This is a genomic window from Pseudomonas sp. BMW13 (assembly GCF_013357275.1).
In the GTDB taxonomy this organism is placed as follows: Bacteria; Pseudomonadota; Gammaproteobacteria; order Pseudomonadales; family Pseudomonadaceae; genus Aquipseudomonas; species Aquipseudomonas khazarica.
On the sequence record NZ_SUKD01000002.1, the window covers coordinates 351,872 to 371,191 of the forward strand.

Annotated in this window: 16 protein-coding genes and 2 tRNA genes; 17 read left to right on the forward strand and 1 reads right to left on the reverse strand. The window is 62.9% G+C overall.

Features of this window, described 5'->3' with window-relative positions; genetic code table 11:
* Nucleotides 1–152: 152 nt before the first annotated feature.
* The 6 genes from dnaJ to E4487_RS02750 all read left to right on the forward strand — a co-directional run bounded on the left by dnaJ (nucleotide 153) and on the right by E4487_RS02750 (nucleotide 7,655).
* On the forward strand, nucleotides 153–1,283 hold the full coding sequence (dnaJ, locus tag E4487_RS02725; RefSeq protein ID WP_037050852.1) for a molecular chaperone DnaJ: 1,131 nt from the start codon (nucleotides 153–155) through the stop codon (nucleotides 1,281–1,283).
* Between the two features lie 85 nt (nucleotides 1,284–1,368).
* Complete coding sequence (gene dapB, locus E4487_RS02730; RefSeq protein WP_037050849.1) at nucleotides 1,369–2,172, forward strand: 4-hydroxy-tetrahydrodipicolinate reductase; 804 nt, start codon at nucleotides 1,369–1,371, stop codon at nucleotides 2,170–2,172.
* Between the two features lie 188 nt (nucleotides 2,173–2,360).
* Nucleotides 2,361–3,509 carry a glutamine-hydrolyzing carbamoyl-phosphate synthase small subunit gene (gene carA / locus E4487_RS02735; protein ID WP_134675648.1) on the forward strand — a complete coding sequence of 383 codons (1,149 nt, stop codon included), beginning with the start codon at nucleotides 2,361–2,363 and terminating at the stop codon, nucleotides 3,507–3,509.
* 36 nt (nucleotides 3,510–3,545) lie between these two features.
* On the forward strand, nucleotides 3,546–6,767 hold the full coding sequence (gene carB / locus E4487_RS02740; protein ID WP_175252668.1) for a carbamoyl-phosphate synthase large subunit: 3,222 nt from the start codon (nucleotides 3,546–3,548) through the stop codon (nucleotides 6,765–6,767).
* On the forward strand, nucleotides 6,764–7,240 hold the full coding sequence (gene greA, locus E4487_RS02745) for a transcription elongation factor GreA (protein WP_037050841.1): 477 nt from the start codon (nucleotides 6,764–6,766) through the stop codon (nucleotides 7,238–7,240). The genes carB and greA overlap by 4 nt, the downstream gene beginning before the upstream one ends.
* Nucleotides 7,218–7,655, forward strand: coding sequence for a DUF4149 domain-containing protein (locus E4487_RS02750; protein WP_175252669.1), 438 nt, complete (start codon nucleotides 7,218–7,220; stop codon nucleotides 7,653–7,655). Before greA ends, E4487_RS02750 begins: the two co-directional genes overlap by 23 nt.
* Before the next feature lie 119 nt (nucleotides 7,656–7,774).
* On the opposite strand, the gene yhbY is transcribed toward E4487_RS02750, so the two are convergent.
* A complete protein-coding gene (gene yhbY / locus E4487_RS02755; RefSeq protein ID WP_037050836.1) occupies nucleotides 7,775–8,086 on the reverse strand; it encodes a ribosome assembly RNA-binding protein YhbY in 312 nt (103 codons plus the stop codon).
* A 90-nt stretch (nucleotides 8,087–8,176) separates the two neighbouring features.
* On the opposite strand from yhbY, the gene rlmE reads away from it, so the two are divergent.
* The 11 genes from rlmE (at nucleotide 8,177) to infB (ending at nucleotide 19,312) form a co-directional block, all read left to right on the forward strand.
* Nucleotides 8,177–8,800: a 23S rRNA (uridine(2552)-2'-O)-methyltransferase RlmE gene (gene rlmE, locus E4487_RS02760; RefSeq protein WP_037050834.1), complete on the forward strand. Its 624-nt coding sequence runs from the start codon at nucleotides 8,177–8,179 to the stop codon at nucleotides 8,798–8,800.
* Between the two features lie 174 nt (nucleotides 8,801–8,974).
* The gene (ftsH, locus tag E4487_RS02765; RefSeq protein ID WP_037050830.1) at nucleotides 8,975–10,888 is read left to right on the forward strand and encodes an ATP-dependent zinc metalloprotease FtsH; all 1,914 of its coding nucleotides are present in this window, start codon (nucleotides 8,975–8,977) and stop codon (nucleotides 10,886–10,888) included.
* 8 nt (nucleotides 10,889–10,896) lie between these two features.
* Nucleotides 10,897–11,748 (forward strand): dihydropteroate synthase, encoded by an 852-nt coding sequence (gene folP / locus E4487_RS02770; protein ID WP_150606472.1) that lies wholly within the window; start codon nucleotides 10,897–10,899, stop codon nucleotides 11,746–11,748.
* 13 nt (nucleotides 11,749–11,761) lie between these two features.
* Entirely contained in the window at nucleotides 11,762–13,099 is a 1,338-nt protein-coding gene (gene glmM / locus E4487_RS02775) for a phosphoglucosamine mutase (protein ID WP_037050825.1), read from the forward strand.
* Nucleotides 13,100–13,164: 65 nt separating this feature from the next.
* Entirely contained in the window at nucleotides 13,165–13,920 is a 756-nt protein-coding gene (gene tpiA / locus E4487_RS02780; RefSeq protein WP_175252670.1) for a triose-phosphate isomerase, read from the forward strand.
* Between the two features lie 3 nt (nucleotides 13,921–13,923).
* Nucleotides 13,924–14,301, forward strand: a complete 378-nt coding sequence (gene secG / locus E4487_RS02785; RefSeq protein ID WP_037050822.1) for a preprotein translocase subunit SecG — start codon at nucleotides 13,924–13,926, stop codon at nucleotides 14,299–14,301.
* A gap of 7 nt (nucleotides 14,302–14,308) precedes the next feature.
* A tRNA-Leu gene (locus tag E4487_RS02790) sits at nucleotides 14,309–14,394 on the forward strand.
* Nucleotides 14,395–14,490: 96 nt separating this feature from the next.
* Nucleotides 14,491–14,567 (forward strand) — tRNA-Met (locus E4487_RS02795).
* Between the two features lie 128 nt (nucleotides 14,568–14,695).
* Nucleotides 14,696–15,154: a ribosome maturation factor RimP gene (rimP, locus tag E4487_RS02800; RefSeq protein ID WP_037050820.1), complete on the forward strand. Its 459-nt coding sequence runs from the start codon at nucleotides 14,696–14,698 to the stop codon at nucleotides 15,152–15,154.
* Between the two features lie 159 nt (nucleotides 15,155–15,313).
* Nucleotides 15,314–16,795: a transcription termination factor NusA gene (gene nusA, locus E4487_RS02805; RefSeq protein ID WP_037050815.1), complete on the forward strand. Its 1,482-nt coding sequence runs from the start codon at nucleotides 15,314–15,316 to the stop codon at nucleotides 16,793–16,795.
* 27 nt (nucleotides 16,796–16,822) lie between these two features.
* Nucleotides 16,823–19,312 (forward strand): translation initiation factor IF-2, encoded by a 2,490-nt coding sequence (infB, locus tag E4487_RS02810; protein ID WP_037050811.1) that lies wholly within the window; start codon nucleotides 16,823–16,825, stop codon nucleotides 19,310–19,312.
* Nucleotides 19,313–19,320: the final 8 nt, after the last annotated feature.

The following is a 19,320-nucleotide window of genomic DNA, read 5'->3' on the forward strand; positions in this document are numbered from 1 at the left end:
CGCGCACGCCTTTCGCCCCTCCGGGAGCGAGGGGCGTGTCGCCCTCTGCTTTTCGCTCCGCCGTCGCATCTGGCGGTCAGGATACGCCGCGCGGGAGCCTTCTCCCGCGTCGGCGTATCTGGAGCTCACGAATCTGAGAGTGCAGCACAACTATGGCAAAACGAGACTATTACGAGGTTCTGGGGGTCGAGCGCGGCGCCAGTGAGGCCGAGCTGAAGAAGGCCTATCGGCGTCTGGCGATGAAGTTCCACCCGGACCGCAACCCGGACGACAAGGAAGCGGAGGAGAAATTCAAGGAGGCCAACGAGGCCTACGAGGTGCTCTCCGACGCCAGCAAGCGCTCGGCCTATGACCAGTACGGACATGCCGGGGTCGATCCGCAGATGGGTGGTGGCGCCGGCGCCGGTTTCGGCGGCGCCAACTTCTCCGACATCTTCGGCGACGTGTTCAGCGATTTCTTCGGCGGTGGCGGTCGCGGCGGTTCGCGCGGCGGCGCCCAGCGTGGCAGCGACCTGCGCTACACCCTGGAGCTGGACCTGGAAGAGGCCGTGCGTGGCACTACCGTGACCATTCGCGTGCCGACCCTGGTGGGTTGCAAGACCTGCGATGGCTCCGGCGCCAAGAAGGGCACCAGCCCGGTGACCTGTACCACCTGCGGTGGTATCGGCCAGGTGCGCATGCAGCAGGGCTTCTTCTCCGTGCAGCAGACCTGCCCGCGTTGCCACGGCAGCGGCAAGATGATCACCGACCCCTGTGGCAGCTGCCATGGCCAGGGGCGCGTGGAAGAGAGCAAGACGCTGTCGGTCAAGGTGCCGCCAGGTGTCGATACCGGTGATCGCATCCGCCTGTCCGGCGAAGGCGAGGCTGGCGCGCATGGCGGCCCGGCCGGTGACCTCTATGTGGTGGTCAACGTCCGTGAGCATGCGATCTTCCAGCGCGATGGCAAGCATCTGTACTGCGAGGTGCCGATCAGCTTCGCCGACGCGGCGCTGGGTGGCGAGCTGGAAGTGCCGACCCTCGACGGCCGGGTCAAGCTGAAGATTCCGGAAGGCACCCAGACCGGCAAGCTGTTCCGTCTGCGCGGCAAGGGCGTGGCCCCGGTGCGCGGTGGTGCGGCCGGTGACCTGATGTGCCGTGTCGCGGTGGAGACGCCGGTCAACCTGACCAAGCGTCAGCGCGAGCTGCTCGAGGAGTTCCGCAAGTCGCTGCAGGGCGATGATTCCCACTCGCCCAAGGCCAGTGGCTGGTTCGAAGGCGTCAAGCGCTTCTTCGGCGACGTTTAATTGAGCGGCAAGCCACAGGCGACAGGCTGCAAGAGACTCTTGCGCTTGGCCTGTGGCTTGAAGCCTGCAGCTTGGAGCTGATGTTATGCAACGTATTGCAGTGATGGGCGCCGCCGGGCGCATGGGCAAGACCCTGATCGAAGCCGTGAGCCAGGCCGAGGGCGCGAAGCTCAGCGCGGCCATCGACCGTGCCGACAGCAGTCTGATCGGTGCCGACGCGGGCGAGCTGGTCGGGCTGGGCAAGATCGGTGTGACGCTGGCCGGTGAGCTGGCGGCGGTGGTCGATGATTTCGACGTGCTGATCGACTTCACCCATCCCTCGGTGACGCTGAAGAACCTGGAAGTCTGCCGTCAGGCCGGCAAGGCCATGGTCATCGGCACCACCGGCTTCACCCCGGAGGAGAAGCAGCTGCTGAGCGAGGCGGCCAGGCAGATTCCCATCGTCTTTGCCGCCAACTTCAGCGTCGGCGTCAACCTGTGCCTGAAGCTGCTCGACACCGCCGCGCGCGTGCTGGGTGACGATGTGGACATCGAGATCATCGAGGCCCATCACCGCCACAAGGTCGATGCCCCGTCGGGCACGGCGCTGCGCATGGGCGAGGTGGTCGCGGATGCCCTGGGGCGTGATCTGCAGAAGGTCGCCGTGTATGGCCGTGAAGGGCAGACCGGGGCGCGTGAGCGCGAGACCATCGGCTTCGCCACCGTGCGCGCCGGCGATGTGGTCGGCGATCACACCGTGCTGTTCGCTGCCGAGGGCGAGCGCGTGGAGATCACCCACAAGGCCTCCAGCCGCATGACCTTCGCCAAGGGCGCAGTGCGTTCGGCGCTCTGGCTGCAGTCGCGTTCGCCAGCGCTGTACGACATGCAGGACGTGCTGGGGCTGCGTTGAGAAATGTGTGACGGAAGCGTCCTGGCGGGTGGACCGAAAAAGGGTTTTCCTGTAAGCTTCCTGTTTTAGTGTGTCCACTAAAAGTTACGCAGAATGGCTCAAATAAAAAAGCGGGATGACCTTCACACGTCATCCCGCTTTTTTACAACCTGCGTTTGCTTCAAGCCTTGATCGTGACGGAGGTCTTCTTGACTAAGCCAGCCCCCAAACCTGCCATTTTAGCCCTTGCTGACGGCAGTATTTTTCGCGGCGAATCTATCGGGGCCGATGGCCAGACCATCGGAGAGGTGGTGTTCAACACCGCCATGACCGGCTATCAGGAAATCCTTACCGATCCATCCTACGCCCAGCAGATCGTTACCCTGACCTACCCGCACATCGGCAACACCGGCACCACGCCGGAAGATGCCGAGTCCAACCGTGTATGGGCCGCCGGCCTGATCATTCGCGACCTGCCGCTGATCTCCAGCAACTGGCGCGACAAGCAGCCGCTGGACGAGTACCTGAAAGAGAACGGTACGGTCGCCATCGCCGGTATCGATACCCGTCGCCTGACCCGCATCCTGCGCGAGAAAGGCTCGCAGAACGGCTGCATCCTGGTTGGCGCTGACGCCACCGAAGAGAAGGCGCTGGAGCTGGCACGCAGCTTCCCGGGCCTCAAGGGCATGGACCTGGCCAAGGAAGTCACCTGCGACAAGCCCTACGAGTGGCGCTCCAGCGTGTGGAACCTGGAGAGCGACAGCCATCCGCAGATCGCCGCTGCCGACCTGCCGTATCACGTGGTCGCCTACGACTACGGGGTCAAGCTGAACATCCTGCGCATGCTGGTCGCGCGCGGCTGCCGCCTCACCGTGGTGCCGGCCCAGACCCCGGCCAGCGAAGTGCTGGCGCTCAATCCCGACGGCGTGTTCCTGTCCAACGGCCCAGGCGACCCCGAGCCCTGCGACTACGCGATCAAGGCGATCAAGGACGTGCTGGAAACCGATATTCCGGTATTCGGCATCTGCCTCGGTCACCAGCTGCTGGCGCTGGCCTCCGGCGCCAAGACCCTGAAGATGGGCCACGGCCACCACGGTGCCAACCACCCGGTACAGGACCTCGACAGTGGCGTGGTGATGATCACCAGCCAGAACCACGGTTTCGCCGTGGACGAGAGCAGCCTGCCGGGCAACGTGCGCCCGATCCACAAGTCGCTGTTCGACGGCACCCTGCAGGGCATCGAGCGTACCGACAAGGACGCCTTCAGCTTCCAGGGTCACCCCGAGGCGAGCCCGGGCCCGCACGACGTGGCCCCACTGTTCGACCGCTTCATCGAAGCCATGGCCAAGCGCCGCTAAGCCCCGCCGACTGACCTAAGGATTCGAGTAACGATCATGCCAAAACGTACAGACATCAAAAGCATCCTGATCCTCGGTGCCGGCCCCATCGTCATCGGCCAGGCCTGCGAGTTCGACTACTCCGGCGCCCAGGCATGCAAGGCGCTGAAGGAAGAAGGTTTTCGCGTCATTCTGGTGAACTCCAACCCGGCCACCATCATGACCGACCCGGCCATGGCCGACGCCACCTACATCGAGCCGATCAAGTGGGCCACCGTGGCCAAGATCATCGAGAAGGAGCGTCCGGACGCGCTGCTGCCGACCATGGGTGGCCAGACCGCGCTGAACTGCGCGCTGGATCTGGAGCGCCACGGCGTGCTGGAAAAGTTCGGTGTCGAGATGATCGGTGCCAACGCCGACACCATCGACAAGGCCGAAGACCGTTCGCGCTTCGACAAGGCGATGAAGGACATCGGCCTGGCCTGCCCGCGCTCGGGTATCGCCCACAGCATGGAAGAAGCCTACGGCGTGCTGGAGATGGTGGGTTTCCCCTGCATCATCCGCCCGAGCTTCACCATGGGCGGCACTGGCGGCGGCATCGCCTACAACCGTGAGGAATTCGAGGAAATCTGCGCCCGTGGTCTGGACCTGTCGCCGACCAACGAGCTGCTGATCGACGAATCGCTGATCGGCTGGAAGGAATACGAGATGGAGGTGGTCCGCGACAAGAAGGACAACTGCATCATCGTCTGCTCCATCGAGAACTTCGATCCGATGGGCGTGCACACCGGCGACTCGATCACTGTCGCGCCGGCGCAGACCCTGACCGACAAGGAATACCAGATCATGCGCAACGCCTCGCTGGCGGTGCTGCGTGAAATCGGCGTGGAAACCGGTGGCTCCAACGTGCAGTTCGGCATCTGCCCGAACACCGGGCGCATGGTCGTGATCGAGATGAACCCGCGCGTATCGCGTTCCTCGGCGCTGGCCTCCAAGGCCACCGGCTTCCCGATCGCCAAGATCGCCGCCAAGCTGGCCGTCGGCTACACCCTGGACGAGCTGCAGAACGACATCACCGGCGGGCGTACCCCGGCCTCGTTCGAGCCGTCGATCGACTACGTGGTGACCAAGGTTCCGCGCTTCGCCTTCGAGAAATTCCCCAAGGCCGACGCCCGCCTGACCACCCAGATGAAATCCGTGGGCGAGGTCATGGCCATCGGCCGCACCTTCCAGGAGTCGGTGCAGAAAGCCCTGCGCGGCCTGGAAGTCGGCGTCGCCGGTTTCGATCCGAAGCTCGACCTGAACGACCCGGAAGCCGAGAGCACCCTGCGTCGCGAGCTGACCGTGCCCAGCGCCGACCGCATCTGGTACGTGGCCGATGCCTTCCGCGCCGGCAAGAGCGTCGCCGAGGTGTTCGACCTGACCCGTATCGACGAATGGTTCCTGGTGCAGATCGAGGATCTGATCAAGGACGAAGCCACCGTGCAGACCCTGGGTCTGTCGGCCATCGACTACGACCTGATGTTCAAGCTCAAGCGCAAGGGTTTCTCCGATGCGCGCCTGGCCAAGCTGCTCGGCGTTTCCGAGAAGAGCCTGCGTGCCCATCGCCACAAGCTGAAAGTGCTGCCGGTGTACAAGCGCGTGGATACCTGCGCTGCCGAGTTCGCCACCGACACCGCCTACATGTACTCCACCTACGAGGAAGAGTGCGAGGCCAAGCCGAGCGGCCGCGACAAGATCATGATCCTCGGCGGCGGTCCCAACCGTATCGGCCAGGGCATCGAGTTCGACTACTGCTGCGTGCATGCGGCGCTGGCCATGCGTGAAGACGGTTACGAGACCATCATGGTCAACTGCAACCCGGAAACCGTCTCCACCGACTACGACACCTCCGACCGCCTGTACTTCGAGCCGGTGACCCTGGAAGACGTGCTGGAAATCGTCCGTGTCGAGCAGCCCAAGGGCGTCATCGTCCAGTACGGCGGCCAGACTCCGCTGAAGATCTGCCGCGCCCTGGAAGAAGCCGGTGTGCCGATCATCGGCACCAGCCCCGAGGCCATCGACCGTGCCGAAGACCGTGAGCGCTTCCAGCAGATGGTGCAGCGCCTGAACCTGCGTCAGCCGGCCAACGCCACCGCGCGCAGCGAAGACGAGGCCCTGGCCCTGTCGAAGAACATCGGCTACCCGATGGTGGTGCGTCCGTCTTACGTACTGGGCGGCCGGGCGATGGAAATCGTCTACCAGGAAGAAGAGCTCAAGCGCTACATGCGCGAAGCGGTGAAGGTCTCCAACGACAGCCCGGTGCTGCTGGATCGCTTCCTCAACTGCGCCATCGAGGTGGATGTGGATGCGGTCAGCGACGGCGAGACCGTGGTCATCGGCGCGATCATGCAGCACATCGAACAGGCTGGCGTGCACTCCGGTGACTCCGCCTGCTCGCTGCCGCCGTACTCGCTGCCGGCACACATCCAGGACGAGATCCGCGAGCAGGTCAAGAAAATGGCCCTGGAGCTCGGCGTGGTCGGCCTGATGAACGTGCAGATGGCGGTGCAGGGCGAAGACATCTACGTCATCGAAGTGAACCCGCGCGCCTCGCGTACCGTGCCGTTCGTCTCCAAGTGCGTCGGCGAGTCGCTGGCCAAGGTGGCGGCGCGCGTCATGGCGGGCAAGAGCCTGGCCGAAGTGGGCTACACCAAGGAAATCATTCCGCCGTTCTTCAGCGTCAAGGAAGCGGTGTTCCCCTTCGCCAAGTTCCCGGGTGTCGACCCGATCCTCGGCCCGGAGATGAAATCCACCGGTGAGGTGATGGGTGTCGGCGACAGCTTCGGCGAAGCCTTCGCCAAGGCCCAGGTCGGTGCCAGCGAAATCCTGCCGAACACCGGCTGTGCCTTCATCAGCGTGCGCGAGGATGACAAGGTCGAGGCCGTGCAGGTCGCTCGCGACCTGGTCAGCCTGGGCTTCGAAGTCGTCGCCACTGCCGGTACCGCCAAGGTGATCGAGGCCGCCGGCCTGCCGGTGCGCCGTGTGAACAAGGTGACCGAAGGTCGTCCGCACGTGGTCGACATGATCAAGAACGACGAGGTCACCCTGATCATCAATACCACCGAGGGGCGTCAGTCCATCGCTGACTCCTACTCGATCCGTCGTAACGCCCTGCAGCACAAGATCTACTGCACCACCACCATCGCGGCGGGTCAGGCGGTCTGTGAGGCGCTCAAGTTCGGTCCGGAGAAGACCGTGCGTCGGCTGCAGGATCTGCATGCAGGAATCAAGGCATGAACAAGTACCCCATGACCGTCCAGGGCGCTCGCGCCCTGGAAGAAGAACTGGCGCACCTGACCAAGGTGCGTCGTCCGGCCCTGAGCCAGGCGATCGCCGAGGCGCGTGAGCTGGGTGATCTCAAGGAGAACGCCGAATACCATGCCGCCCGCGAGGAGCAGGGCATGGTCGAGGCGCGCGTGCGTGATATCGAAGGTCGCTTGCAGAATGCGGTGATCATCGATGTCACCACCATCGAGCACACCGGCAAGGTGATCTTCGGTTCCACCGTGGAAATCGCCAACGTCGAGACCGACGAGAGCGTGACCTATCGGATCGTCGGGGAAGACGAAGCCGACATCAAGCAGGGCAAGATCTCCGTTGCATCCCCCATCGCGCGCGCCCTGGTGGGCAAGAGCGAAGGCGATGTCGTCGGCGTGCAGACCCCCAGTGGCCTGGTCGAGTACGAGATTGTCGAAGTCCGCCACGTATAAGCCGCGCCAGCCGTCACGGGCCTCCGCTGTCAGCTGGCAGCTGGCCCAGACCCTCTGGGTCGGCGGCATCTGGGTGTTGCAGTTCATCGTCCTGCCGGCCATCGAACAGGCCGGCCTGGCGCCTTTGCTGGTGCAGGAGATCGCGGCGCGCCTGATGCCGCTGCTGGTGGGCCTGGCGGCCGTGGGCGTTGCCCTGCAGGCACTGGCGCTGCTGCGTGTCGAAGGGCTGGCCAGCTTGCTGCGGGATGTGCGCGGGCAGCTGCTGCTGACCGTCGCGGCGATGGCGCTGAGTCATTTCGCAGCGCTGCACTACTGGCCTGGGGCCGAGTACTGGCTACGCTTCAGCTATCTGGTAATGGCATTCTGCGGGTTGCTGCTGGTGCTGCAACCCGTGCCGGGGAAAGAGCGGCCATAAGCCGCAAGCGACAAGCCTCGAGTAAAAGCAGCGCGAAGCGCCTGGCGTACTTGAGTGGCAGGACGTTTATCCTGATTTGCTTGCAGCTTGCAGCTTGCAGCTTGCAGCTTGCAGCTGGTTCAGCCCTGGTAGCGAATCACGTTGGACAGGTTGCGATTCGGCTTGGGGTTCTTGCGATAGAGCAGGGCGACCTTGCCGATCGACTGGACCAGTTCGGCGCGGCCGCTTTCGCACAGGGCCACGATGGCGGCCTGGCGGTCCTCGCGTTCGGCGAGGCGCAGCTGTACCTTGATCAGCTCGTGATCGTTCAGGGCACGGTCCAGCTCTGCCAGCACGCCCTCGGTCAAACCATTGTCGGCCACGATCAATACAGGTTTCAGGTGGTGGCCGATAGATTTGAATTGTTTCTTCTGCTCTTGAGTGAGCGGCATAATCGTTAGTACCTAATTCGGTCTGGAAAACGGCGCCTATCTTACCCGAGCCCGCGCAGTTATTCATGACCCGTTGAGTCCGAGGTTTCAGTGGCACGTTCCAAGACCAGCCAGCGTTGGCTGAAAGAACATTTCGACGATCCTTACGTGAAGATGGCGCAGAAGGACGGCTATCGTTCCCGCGCCAGCTACAAGCTGCTGGAAATCCAGGAGAAGGATCGCATCCTGCGTCCCGGCATGACCGTGGTCGACCTCGGGGCCGCGCCGGGTGGCTGGTCGCAGGTCACCAGCCGGGTGATCGGTGACAAGGGGCGTCTGATCGCCTCCGACATCCTGGAGATGGACAGCATTCCGGATGTGACCTTCATCCAGGGCGACTTCACCGATGATGCCGTGTTCGAGCAGATTCTCGCCGCCATCGGGGAAAACCCGGTTGACCTTGTTATTTCCGATATGGCCCCCAATATGAGTGGGGTGAGGACGGCGGATCAGGCGCGCGCGATGTATCTGTGCGAGCTGGCGTTGGACCTGGCCGGACGCGTGCTGCGTCCGGGCGGGGACTTTCTGATCAAGATTTTCCAAGGTGAGGGGTTCGATACCTATCACCGGCAGGTGCGCGACACCTTCGACAAGGTGCAGATGCGCAAGCCGTTGTCGTCGCGCGATCGCTCTCGTGAGCAGTACCTGCTGGCGCGGGGCTTTCGCGGGTTGTGAGTTGCAACGGCGGCCCGACCTGCTGGTCTCAGGTAGTACAACCCTCATAAAGGGTTACAGACGGTGCCTGCGGGATGTGGGCGTTTGGTGTAAGTTAGGCCGGTATATCATTGGTCGTCATGGGAAGCGCGCTTCGCCACGAGGCCTGCTTCAGAGGGTAGCTAATTGAACGACATGGCAAAGAATCTCATCCTGTGGCTGATCATCGCGGCGGTGCTGGTCACCGTGATGAACAATTTCTCCAGCCCGAGCGAGCCGCAGACCCTGAGCTACTCGCAGTTCATCGAGCAGGTCAAGGAAGGGCGCGTCGAGCGCGTGACCGTCGACGGCTACGTGATCACCGGCAAGCGCACCGACGGCGAAGGCTTCAAGACCATTCGTCCGGCGATCCAGGACGGCGGCCTGATCGGTGACCTGATCGACAACAACGTGGTCATCGAGGGCAAGCAGCCTGAGCAGCAGAGCATCTGGACCCAGCTGCTGGTAGCGAGCTTCCCGATCCTGGTGATCATCGCCGTGTTCATGTTCTTCATGCGCCAGATGCAGGGTGGTGCGGGCGGCAAGGGCGGGCCGATGAGCTTCGGCAAGTCCAAGGCGCGGCTGCTCTCCGAAGACCAGGTCAAGACCACCTTCGCCGATGTCGCCGGTTGCGACGAGGCCAAGGAAGAAGTCAGCGAGCTGGTGGAGTTCCTGCGTGACCCGGGCAAGTTCCAGCGTCTCGGTGGGCGCATCCCGCGTGGCGTGCTGATGGTCGGTTCCCCGGGTACCGGTAAGACGCTGCTGGCCAAGGCCGTGGCGGGCGAGGCCAAGGTGCCGTTCTTCACCATCTCCGGTTCCGATTTCGTGGAAATGTTCGTCGGTGTCGGCGCTTCCCGTGTCCGCGACATGTTCGACCAGGCCAAGAAACACGCGCCGTGCATCATCTTCATCGACGAGATCGACGCCGTGGGTCGCCACCGTGGCGCCGGCATGGGCGGCGGTCATGACGAGCGCGAGCAGACGCTCAACCAGCTGCTGGTGGAGATGGATGGCTTCGAGATGAACGATGGCATCATCGTCATCGCGGCCACCAACCGCCCCGACGTGCTCGACCCGGCGCTGCTGCGCCCCGGCCGCTTCGACCGTCAGGTGGTGGTGGGCCTGCCCGACATCCGTGGTCGCGAACAGATTCTGAAAGTGCACATGCGCAAGGTGCCGATGGGCGACGACGTCAATGCGGCAGTCATCGCGCGGGGTACCCCGGGCTTCTCCGGTGCCGACCTGGCCAACCTGGTCAACGAGGCGTCCCTGTTCGCTGCCCGTGCAGGCAAGCGTCTGGTGGAAATGAAGGAGTTCGAGCTGGCCAAGGACAAGATCATGATGGGCGCCGAGCGCAAGACCATGGTCATGTCCGACAAGGAGAAGCTCAACACGGCCTACCACGAGGCGGGTCACGCCATCGTCGGTCGTCTGGTGCCCGAGCATGATCCGGTCTACAAGGTGTCCATCATTCCGCGCGGTCGTGCCCTGGGCGTGACCATGTTCCTGCCGGAAGAGGATCGTTACAGCCTGAGCAAGCGCGCCCTGATCAGCCAGATCTGCTCGCTGTTCGGCGGCCGTATCGCCGAGGAGATGACCCTGGGTTTCGATGGCGTCACCACCGGTGCCTCCAATGACATCATGCGCGCCACTCAGCTGGCCAAGAACATGGTCACCAAGTGGGGCCTGTCCGAGAAGCTGGGTCCGCTGATGTACGCCGAGGAAGAAGGCGAAGTGTTCCTGGGGCGCAGCATGGGCAGCCAGCACAGCAACGTGTCTGGTGAAACCGCCAAGCTGATCGACGAGGAAGTGCGTCGCATCATCGACGAGTGCTACGACACGGCCAAGCGCCTGCTGGTGGAAAACCGCGACAAGCTCGACGCCATGGCCGAAGCACTGATGAAGTACGAAACCATCGACTCCGAGCAGATCGACGACATCATGAATGGCCGCGAACCTCGCGAGCCGCGTGGTTGGGATGGTGGTGGCGACTCCGGTGCGCCGCAGGCCAAGGTCGATGAGCCCAGTCGCCCCGAGAAGCCAATCGGCGGTCCTGCTGCCGAGCACTAAGGTCGCCTATGTCCTTTGCGCAACACCCGAGCCGGCTGCCCTGTGGCAGCCGGCTTCTTGATTTGTCCCGTCCGCACGTGATGGGCATCCTCAATGTCACGCCTGACTCATTCTCCGACGGTGGCCGCTATACCGCGCGCGACGCCGCCTTGCGCCACGCCGAGGCAATGGTCGCTGCCGGTGCGACCCTGATCGATGTCGGTGGTGAATCCACCCGCCCCGGCGCCCGGGTCGTGTCGCCGACCGAGGAGCTGGAGCGAGTCGCGCCGGTGGTCGAGGCCATCGCGCGTGAGCTGGACGTCATCATTTCGGTCGACACCTCGACGCCCGCGGTCATGCGCGAGAGTGCGAGGCTGGGGGCCGGGTTGATCAATGACGTGCGCTCGCTGCAGCGCGATGGCGCGCTGGACGCTGCGGCCGACAGCGGCCTGCCGGTGTGCCTGATGCACATGCGCGGCGAGCCGGGCAACATGCAGGACAACCCGCAGTACCCGGACATCGTCGCCGAAGTGCGGGGTTTTCTCGTCGAGCGCATGGCGGCATGCGCGGCAGTCGGTATACCCGCTGAGCGGATCGTGCTCGATCCGGGCTTCGGTTTTGCCAAGACGCTGGAGCATAATCTGGCCTTGTTCAGGCACATGGGCGAGCTCTCCGAGCTGGGCCGGCCGCTGCTGGTGGGCGTCTCGCGCAAGAGCATGATCGGCAAGGTGCTTGGCCACGAGGTTGGCGGGCGGCTCTACGGCAGCCTGGCGCTGGCTGCCCTGGCGCTGACCAAGGGCGCACATATTCTGCGTGTGCACGATGTCGCCGAAACGGTGGACGTGGTGCGCATGGTCGCTGCGGTTGAAGCAGCGCAATAACAAGGAAAGACTGATGGCTAGAAAATACTTCGGCACCGATGGCATCCGTGGCCATGTCGGGCAGTTTCCGATCACCCCTGACTTCATGCTCAAGCTCGGCTGGGCTGCGGGCATGGCATTTCGCAAGCAGGGCAAGTGCCGCATCCTGATCGGCAAGGACACGCGTATCTCCGGCTACATGTTCGAGTCCGCCCTCGAGGCAGGTCTGGCGGCTGCCGGTGCCGACGTGCAGCTGCTCGGTCCGATGCCGACGCCAGCCATCGCTTACCTCACGCGGACCTTCCAGGCTGATGCCGGTATCGTCATCAGCGCCTCGCACAATCCGCATGACGACAATGGCATCAAGTTCTTCTCCAGCGAAGGCACCAAGCTGCCGGACGATGTCGAGATGATGATCGAGGAGTTGCTCGATCAGCCGATGACCGTGGTCGAGTCTGCCGGCATCGGCAAGGCTTCGCGGATCAACGACGCCTCGGGTCGCTACATCGAGTTCTGCAAGGGCAGCGTGCCCAGCGGTACCAGCTTCAAGGGCCTGAAGATCGTCATCGATTGCGCCCATGGCGCTGCCTACAAGGTGGCGCCCAGCGTGTTCCGCGAGCTGGGTGCCGAAGTGCGGGTCATCTCGGCGCAGCCCGATGGCCTCAACATCAACGATGGCTGTGGTTCCACTCATATCGCGGCGTTGCAGGCCGAGGTCGTGGCGCAGCAGGCCGATCTCGGCATCGCCTTCGACGGTGATGCCGATCGCGTGCTGATGGTCGATCAATATGGTGCGGTCGTCGACGGCGACGAACTGCTGTTCATCATCGCGCGTGACATGCAGGAACGCGGGCGTCTGCGCGGTGGCGTGGTCGGTACGCTGATGAGCAACCTGGGCCTCGAACTGGCGCTCGAGCAGCTGAACATTCCTTTCGTGCGCGCCAAGGTGGGGGATCGCTACGTGATCGCCGAGCTGCTGGAGCGCAACTGGCTGCTGGGTGGCGAGAACTCGGGGCACCTGGTCTGCTTCCAGCACACCACCACGGGTGACGCCATCATCGCCGCCCTGCAGGTCCTCATGGCCCTGAAGCGACGCCAGCAGACCCTGGTCGAGGCGCGCAGCGACCTGAAGAAGTGCCCGCAGGTGCTGGTCAACGTGCGCCTTTCGGGGGCTGTCGATCCGCTGGAGCACCCGTCGGTGAAGGATGCGTGTGCCCGTGTGACCGAGCAGATGGCCGGTCGCGGTCGGGTGTTGCTGCGCAAGTCCGGTACCGAGCCGCTGGTGCGGGTGATGGTCGAGGGCGACGAGGAAAGCAGCGTCCGTGGCTATGCTGATGAATTAGCTAAGATTGTTGCCGAAGTCTGTGCTTGATTGAGCTTGCTACCTAGGGTGCTCTTGGGTAACATCTGCGCCCTCTTTGATCGACGAGGTAAAACATGCGTCGCCCCTTGGTCGCCGGTAACTGGAAAATGCACGGTACCCGCGCCAGCGTCGCAGAGCTGATCGAAGGGCTGTGCCGGCAGGAGTTGCCTGTCGGGATTGATGTCGCGGTGTTTCCCTCCAGTCTGCATATCGCCCAGGTCGTTCACGGTCTGGCGGATGGTGCAGTGAAGGTTGGAGCGCAGGATTGCGCGGTGCAGGTGGAGCAGGGTGCCCTGACCGGTGAGTTGGCGACGAGCCAGCTGGTCGATGGCGGTTGCGAGCTTGTGCTGGTGGGCCACTCCGAGCGGCGTCTGATTCTGGGCGAGAGCGATGAGGTGGTGGTCGGCAAGTTTGCGGCCGTGCAGAAAGCGGGCTTGATTCCCGTGCTCTGCCTCGGTGAGACCCGTGAGCAGCGTGAAGCGAATGCAACGCTGGGTGTGGTGGGAGGCCAGTTGGCCGCAGTGATCGATGCCCTGGGTGTCGAGTCCCTGAAGCGGGCCGTGGTGGCTTATGAGCCTGTATGGGCCATCGGCACCGGCTTGACCGCTACGCCTGAGCAGGCTCAGGAAGTGCACGCAGCGATCCGCGCGCAGGTTGCGCAGCTGGATGCTGAGGTGGCGAGCGGGCTGAGAATTCTTTATGGCGGCAGTGTCAAGGCCGCCAGTGCAGCCGAGTTGTTCGGTATGCAGGATATCGATGGGGGGCTCGTGGGTGGAGCCTCTCTGAATGCGGATGAATTCGGTGCGATCTGTCGCGCTGCAGGAAACTGAAGAATGCTGGAAACAGTCATTGTTGTTCTGCACCTGCTGGGTGCGATCGGGATTGTGGTGCTGGTGTTGTTGCAGCAGGGTAAAGGTGCTGACGCCGGTGCGTCGTTCGGTTCGGGTGCTTCGGCAACTGTATTCGGAAGCCAAGGTTCCTCTACCTTTCTGAGTAAGTTTACTGGTATACTCGCCGCAGCTTTTTTCATTACCAGCTTGGGTTTAGCGTACTTTGCTAAAGAAAAAGCTGATGCACTGACACAGGTTGGCCTTCCTGATCCAGCGGTTCTGGAAGTTCAACAAAAGCCGGCGGTCGAAGACGTGCCGGTGCTCGAAGAGCAAGCCCCAGCATCCGAATCTTCGGATGTGCCTGAGGCTCCAGAGCAGTAACCGTTTTGCCGAGGTGGTGGAATTGGTAGACACGCTACCTTGAGGTGGTAGTGGCCATAGGCTGTAGGGGTTCGAGTCCCCTCCTCGGTACCATACTCAAGAAAGCCCGCTGTCAGCGGGCTTTCTTGTTGCTGGAGTGTTGGTTGACCCTCGCCAGGGGGTGGCCGTATAATTCCGGCCCAGCTTTGACGCGGGGTGGAGCAGTCTGGTAGCTCGTCGGGCTCATAACCCGAAGGTCGTTGGTTCAAATCCAGCCCCCGCAACCAGTTTCAGCAGGCCCCTTTTCAGGGGCTTTTTGTTAGCTGAAAGACAGTGTCCGCAGCGATTCATGCGGATTGAAGGGATGGGCGTTTCGCCCATTTTTTATTTGCACAGCATGCACGAGGGCCGTTAAGTGTCGAGCAAGCTAGAACAGTTGCAGGCCTTGTTGGCCCCGGTAATCGAGGCGCTCGGTTATCAGTGTTGGGGCATCGAGTTCCTGTCGCAGGGGCGTCATTCGCTACTGCGTGTCTATATCGATAAGGCCGATGGCATCCTGATCGACGATTGCGAGATCGTCAGCCGTCAGCTCAGTGGTGTGCTCGACGTCGAGGACCCGATTTCCTCGGAGTACACGCTGGAAGTTTCTTCTCCTGGCATGGATCGCCCGTTGTTCACCCTTGAACAGTTCGCGACTCATGTCGGTGAGCAGGTGAAGATCAAGCTGCGCTCGCCTTTCGATGGGCGGCGCAACTTCCAGGGCCTTCTCCGTGGTGTGGAGGAGCAGGACGTGGTGGTGCAGGTGGATGACCACGAGTACCTGTTGCCGATCGACTTGATCGACAAGGCCAATATCATCCCCCGATTTGATTGAGACGCGCTGTCTGCGTCGTTGCCGTGCTCCGCGATGGTTGGCGCGGCACGGGGCGCAGATGACGTGAAGGTAGCGCAGCCGTGCACGAATGTAGCGCCAGTGGCGTGAACGTGACGCAGATTGCGCAGAACCAATGGATTGCGAGAGGCGAGGCGTACGATGAGCAAAGAAGTACTGCTGGTTGTTGAGTCGGTATCCAACGAAAAGGGTGTACCGGCCGGCGTGATTTTCGAGGCGCTGGAGCTGGCTCTGGCGACCGCCACCAAGAAACGTTTCGAAGACGAAGTCGATCTGCGCGTGTCGATCAACCGGCACAATGGCAGCTACGAGACGTTCCGTCGCTGGACGGTGGTCGACGAGTCCGAGTTCGAGGATCCGGCCTACCAGTTGACCGACGACATGCCGCAGGCAGTCGAGGCCAATGCCAAGATCGGTGACGTGCTCGAAGAGAAGGTCGATTCCATCGAGTTCGGTCGTATCGCCGCGCAAACCGCCAAGCAGGTCATCGTGCAGAAAGTGCGCGAAGCCGAACGTGCGCAGGTGGTCGATGCCTATCGCGAGCGTCTGGGCGAGATCATCTCCGGTACCGTGAAGAAGGTCACCCGCGACAACGTCATCGTCGACCTCGGCAACAATGCCGAGGCGCTGCTGGCTCGTGAAGACATCATCCCGCGCGAAACCTTCCGCGTCGGTGTGCGTCTGCGTGCCCTGCTCAAGGAAATCCGTACCGAGAACCGCGGCCCGCAGCTGATCCTGTCGCGTACCGCGCCGGAAATGCTGATCGAGCTGTTCCGTATCGAGGTGCCGGAGATCGCCGAAGGGCTGATCGACGTCAAGGCCGCCTCCCGTGATCCGGGTTCGCGCGCCAAGATCGCCGTGCGCTCCAAGGACAAGCGTATCGATCCGCAGGGCGCCTGCATCGGCATGCGCGGTTCGCGTGTGCAGGCGGTGTCCGGCGAGCTGGGTGGCGAGCGTGTGGATATCGTTCTGTGGGATGACAATCCGGCGCAGTTCGTGATCAACGCCATGTCGCCGGCCGAAGTGGCAGCGATCATCGTCGATGAAGATGCCCATGCCATGGACATCGCCGTTGGCGAGGACAACCTGGCTCAGGCCATCGGTCGTGGCGGCCAGAACGTGCGCCTGGCCAGTCAGCTGACCGGCTGGACGCTGAACGTGATGACCGAAGCGGACATCCAGGCCAAGCAGCAGGCGGAAACCGGCGACATCATGCAGTCCTTCATCGACGAGCTGGAAGTCGACGAAGAACTGGCTCAAGTCCTGGTCGAAGAGGGTTTCACCAGTCTCGAAGAGATTGCCTACGTACCCATGGAAGAAATGCTCAGCATCGATGGCTTTGACGAGGACATCGTCAACGAGCTGCGTGCACGGGCCAAGGATCGTCTGCTGACCAAGGCGATCGCCAACGAGGAGAAGTTGGCAGATGCCCATCCGGCAGATGATTTGCTGGAACTGGAAGGCATGGACAAGGCGCTGGCTCTGGAGCTTGCGCTGCGCGGCGTGATTACCCGTGAAGACCTGGCCGAGCAGTCGATTGACGACCTGCTCGACATCGACGGCATCGACGAAGAACGTGCCGGCAAGCTGATCATGGCCGCTCGAGCCCACTGGTTCGAATAAGCGGTTGCGGCCTGAGGAGAAAGATGCATGACGCAAGTCACGGTGAAAGAACTGGCCAAAGTGGTCGACACCCCGGTAGAGCGCCTGCTGCAGCAGATGCGTGAAGCCGGTCTGTCCCACAGCAGCGCCGAACAAGTAGTGACCGACAGTGAGAAGCAGGCCCTGCTGGCTCACCTCAAGGGCAGTCACGGCGACAAGGTCGAGGAGCCGCGCAAGATTACCTTGCAGCGCAAGACCACCAGCACGCTCAAGGTTGCTGGTAGCAAGACCATCAGTGTTGAAGTGCGCAAGAAGAAGACCTTCGTCAAGCGCAGCCCGGAGGAGCTCGAAGCCGAGAAGCAGCGCGAGCTGGAAGCTCAGCAGGCCGCTGCCGAGGCCGAGCGCCTGAAAGCCGAGGAAGAAGCCAAGCGCAAGGCCGAAGAAGAGGCCAAGCGCCAGGCGGTCACTGCCAGCGAACCCGCTGCGGCGCCTGCTGCGGTCGCCGCGCCGGCACCGGCCAGCGAGCCGGCTGCTGCGGCTCCGGTCGTCGAGGTCGAGCGCAAGAAAGAAGAAGTGCGCCGTCCCGAGAAGGCGCGCGATGAAGACGAGCGTCGTGATCGCAAGCACGCCCAGCATCGCCCGACCGTCAAGGAGAAGGCACCTGCTCCGCGCGTCGCTCCCCGTAGCGTCGACGAGGAAAGCGATGGCTTCCGCCGTGGCGGCCGTGGCAAGGCCAAGATGAAGAAGCGCAACCAGCATGGCTTCCAGAGCCCGACAGGTCCGATCGTGCGCGACGTTTCCATTGGCGAGACCATTACCGTTTCCGATCTGGCCCAGCAAATGGCCATCAAGGGCGCGGAAATCGTCAAGTTCATGTTCAAGATGGGCACGCCGGTGACCATCAACCAGGTGCTGGATCAGGAAACTGCCCAGTTGGTCGCCGAAGAGTTCGGCCACAAGGTCAAGCTGGTCAGCGACAACGCCCTGGAAGATTCCCTGGCCGAATCGCTGAAGTTCGAAGGCGAGGCGCTGTCCCGTGCACCGGTCGTGACCGTCATGGGTCACGTCGACCACGGCAAGACCTCCCTGCTCGACTACATCCGTCGTGCCAAGGTCGCCTCCGGCGAAGCCGGTGGCATCACCCAGCACATTGGTGCCTACCACGTGGAAACCGAGCGTGGCATGGTCACCTTCCTCGACACCCCGGGTCACGCCGCGTTCACCCAGATGCGTGCCCGTGGCGCCAAGGCCACCGACATCGTCATCCTCGTCGTCGCTGCTGACGACGGCGTGATGCCGCAGACCCAGGAAGCCGTGCAGCACGCGAAAGCCGCTGGCGTGCCGATCGTGGTCGCGGTGAACAAGATGGACAAGCCGGAAGCCAACCCGGACAACATCAAGAACGGCCTGGCCGCGCTGGATGTGATCCCGGAAGAGTGGGGCGGTGACGCACCCTACGTACCGGTTTCCGCCAAGGCCGGTACCGGTATCGACGAACTGCTCGAAGCCGTACTGCTGCAGGCTGAAGTACTCGAGCTGAAAGCCACTCCGACCGCTCCGGGTCGTGGCGTGGTGGTCGAGTCGCGTCTGGACAAGGGCCGTGGCCCGGTGGCTACCGTGCTGGTTCAGGACGGTACCCTGCGCCAGGGCGACATGGTCCTGGTCGGCGTCAACTACGGTCGTGTGCGTGCCATGCTCGACGAGAACGGCAAGCCGATCAAGGAAGCCGGTCCGTCGATTCCGGTCGAGATCCTCGGCCTGGACGGTACGCCGGATGCCGGTGACGAGATGATGGTGGTGGCCGACGAGAAGAAGGCCCGCGAAGTTGCACTGTTCCGTCAGGGCAAGTTCCGCGAAGTCAAGCTGGCCCGCGCCCACGCCGGCAAGCTGGAAAACATCTTCGAGAACATGGGCCAGGAAGAGAAGAAGACCCTCAACATCGTCCTCAAGGCCGATGTGCGTGGTTCTCTGGAAGCCCTACAAGGCTCGCTCAGCACCCTCGGCAACGACGAAGTACAAGTGCGTGTGGTCGGTGGCGGCGTCGGTGGCATCACCGAATCCGATGCCAACCTGGCGCTGGCTTCCAATGCCGTGCTGTTCGGCTTCAACGTCCGTGCTGACGCCGGTGCGCGCAAGATCGTCGAGTCCGAAGGCCTCGACATGCGCTACTACAACGTCATCTACGACATCATCGAGGACGTCAAGAAGGCGCTCACCGGTATGCTCGGCAGCGATGTTCGCGAGAACATCCTGGGCACCGCGGAAGTGCGCGACGTGTTCCGTTCGCCGAAGTTCGGCGCCGTCGCGGGCTGCATGGTCATCGAAGGTACCGTGTTCCGTAACCGTCCGATCCGCGTACTGCGCGAGGACGTGGTGATCTTCGAAGGCGAGCTGGAATCGCTGCGTCGCTTCAAGGACGACGTCGCCGAAGTGCGTAATGGCATGGAGTGCGGTATCGGCGTGAAGAGCTACAACGACGTCAAGGTCGGCGACAAGATCGAAGTGTTCGAGAAGGTCCAGGTCGCGCGCAGTCTGTAAGCGCAACC

Bases quoted from the DNA above. Each gene is read 5' to 3' on its own strand.
- carB (WP_175252668.1), top strand. From the start codon at position 3,546: ATGCCAAAACGTACAGACATCAAAAGCATCCTGATCCTCGGTGCCGGC.
- folP (WP_150606472.1), top strand. From the start codon at position 10,897: ATGTCCTTTGCGCAACACCCGAGCCGGCTGCCCTGTGGCAGCCGGCTT.
- dapB (WP_037050849.1), top strand. From the start codon at position 1,369: ATGCAACGTATTGCAGTGATGGGCGCCGCCGGGCGCATGGGCAAGACC.
- yhbY (WP_037050836.1), bottom strand. From the start codon at position 8,086: ATGCCGCTCACTCAAGAGCAGAAGAAACAATTCAAATCTATCGGCCAC.
- secG (WP_037050822.1), top strand. From the start codon at position 13,924: ATGCTGGAAACAGTCATTGTTGTTCTGCACCTGCTGGGTGCGATCGGG.
- nusA (WP_037050815.1), top strand. From the start codon at position 15,314: ATGAGCAAAGAAGTACTGCTGGTTGTTGAGTCGGTATCCAACGAAAAG.
- glmM (WP_037050825.1), top strand. From the start codon at position 11,762: ATGGCTAGAAAATACTTCGGCACCGATGGCATCCGTGGCCATGTCGGG.
- tpiA (WP_175252670.1), top strand. From the start codon at position 13,165: ATGCGTCGCCCCTTGGTCGCCGGTAACTGGAAAATGCACGGTACCCGC.
- ftsH (WP_037050830.1), top strand. From the start codon at position 8,975: ATGGCAAAGAATCTCATCCTGTGGCTGATCATCGCGGCGGTGCTGGTC.
- infB (WP_037050811.1), top strand. From the start codon at position 16,823: ATGACGCAAGTCACGGTGAAAGAACTGGCCAAAGTGGTCGACACCCCG.
- dnaJ (WP_037050852.1), top strand. From the start codon at position 153: ATGGCAAAACGAGACTATTACGAGGTTCTGGGGGTCGAGCGCGGCGCC.
- greA (WP_037050841.1), top strand. From the start codon at position 6,764: ATGAACAAGTACCCCATGACCGTCCAGGGCGCTCGCGCCCTGGAAGAA.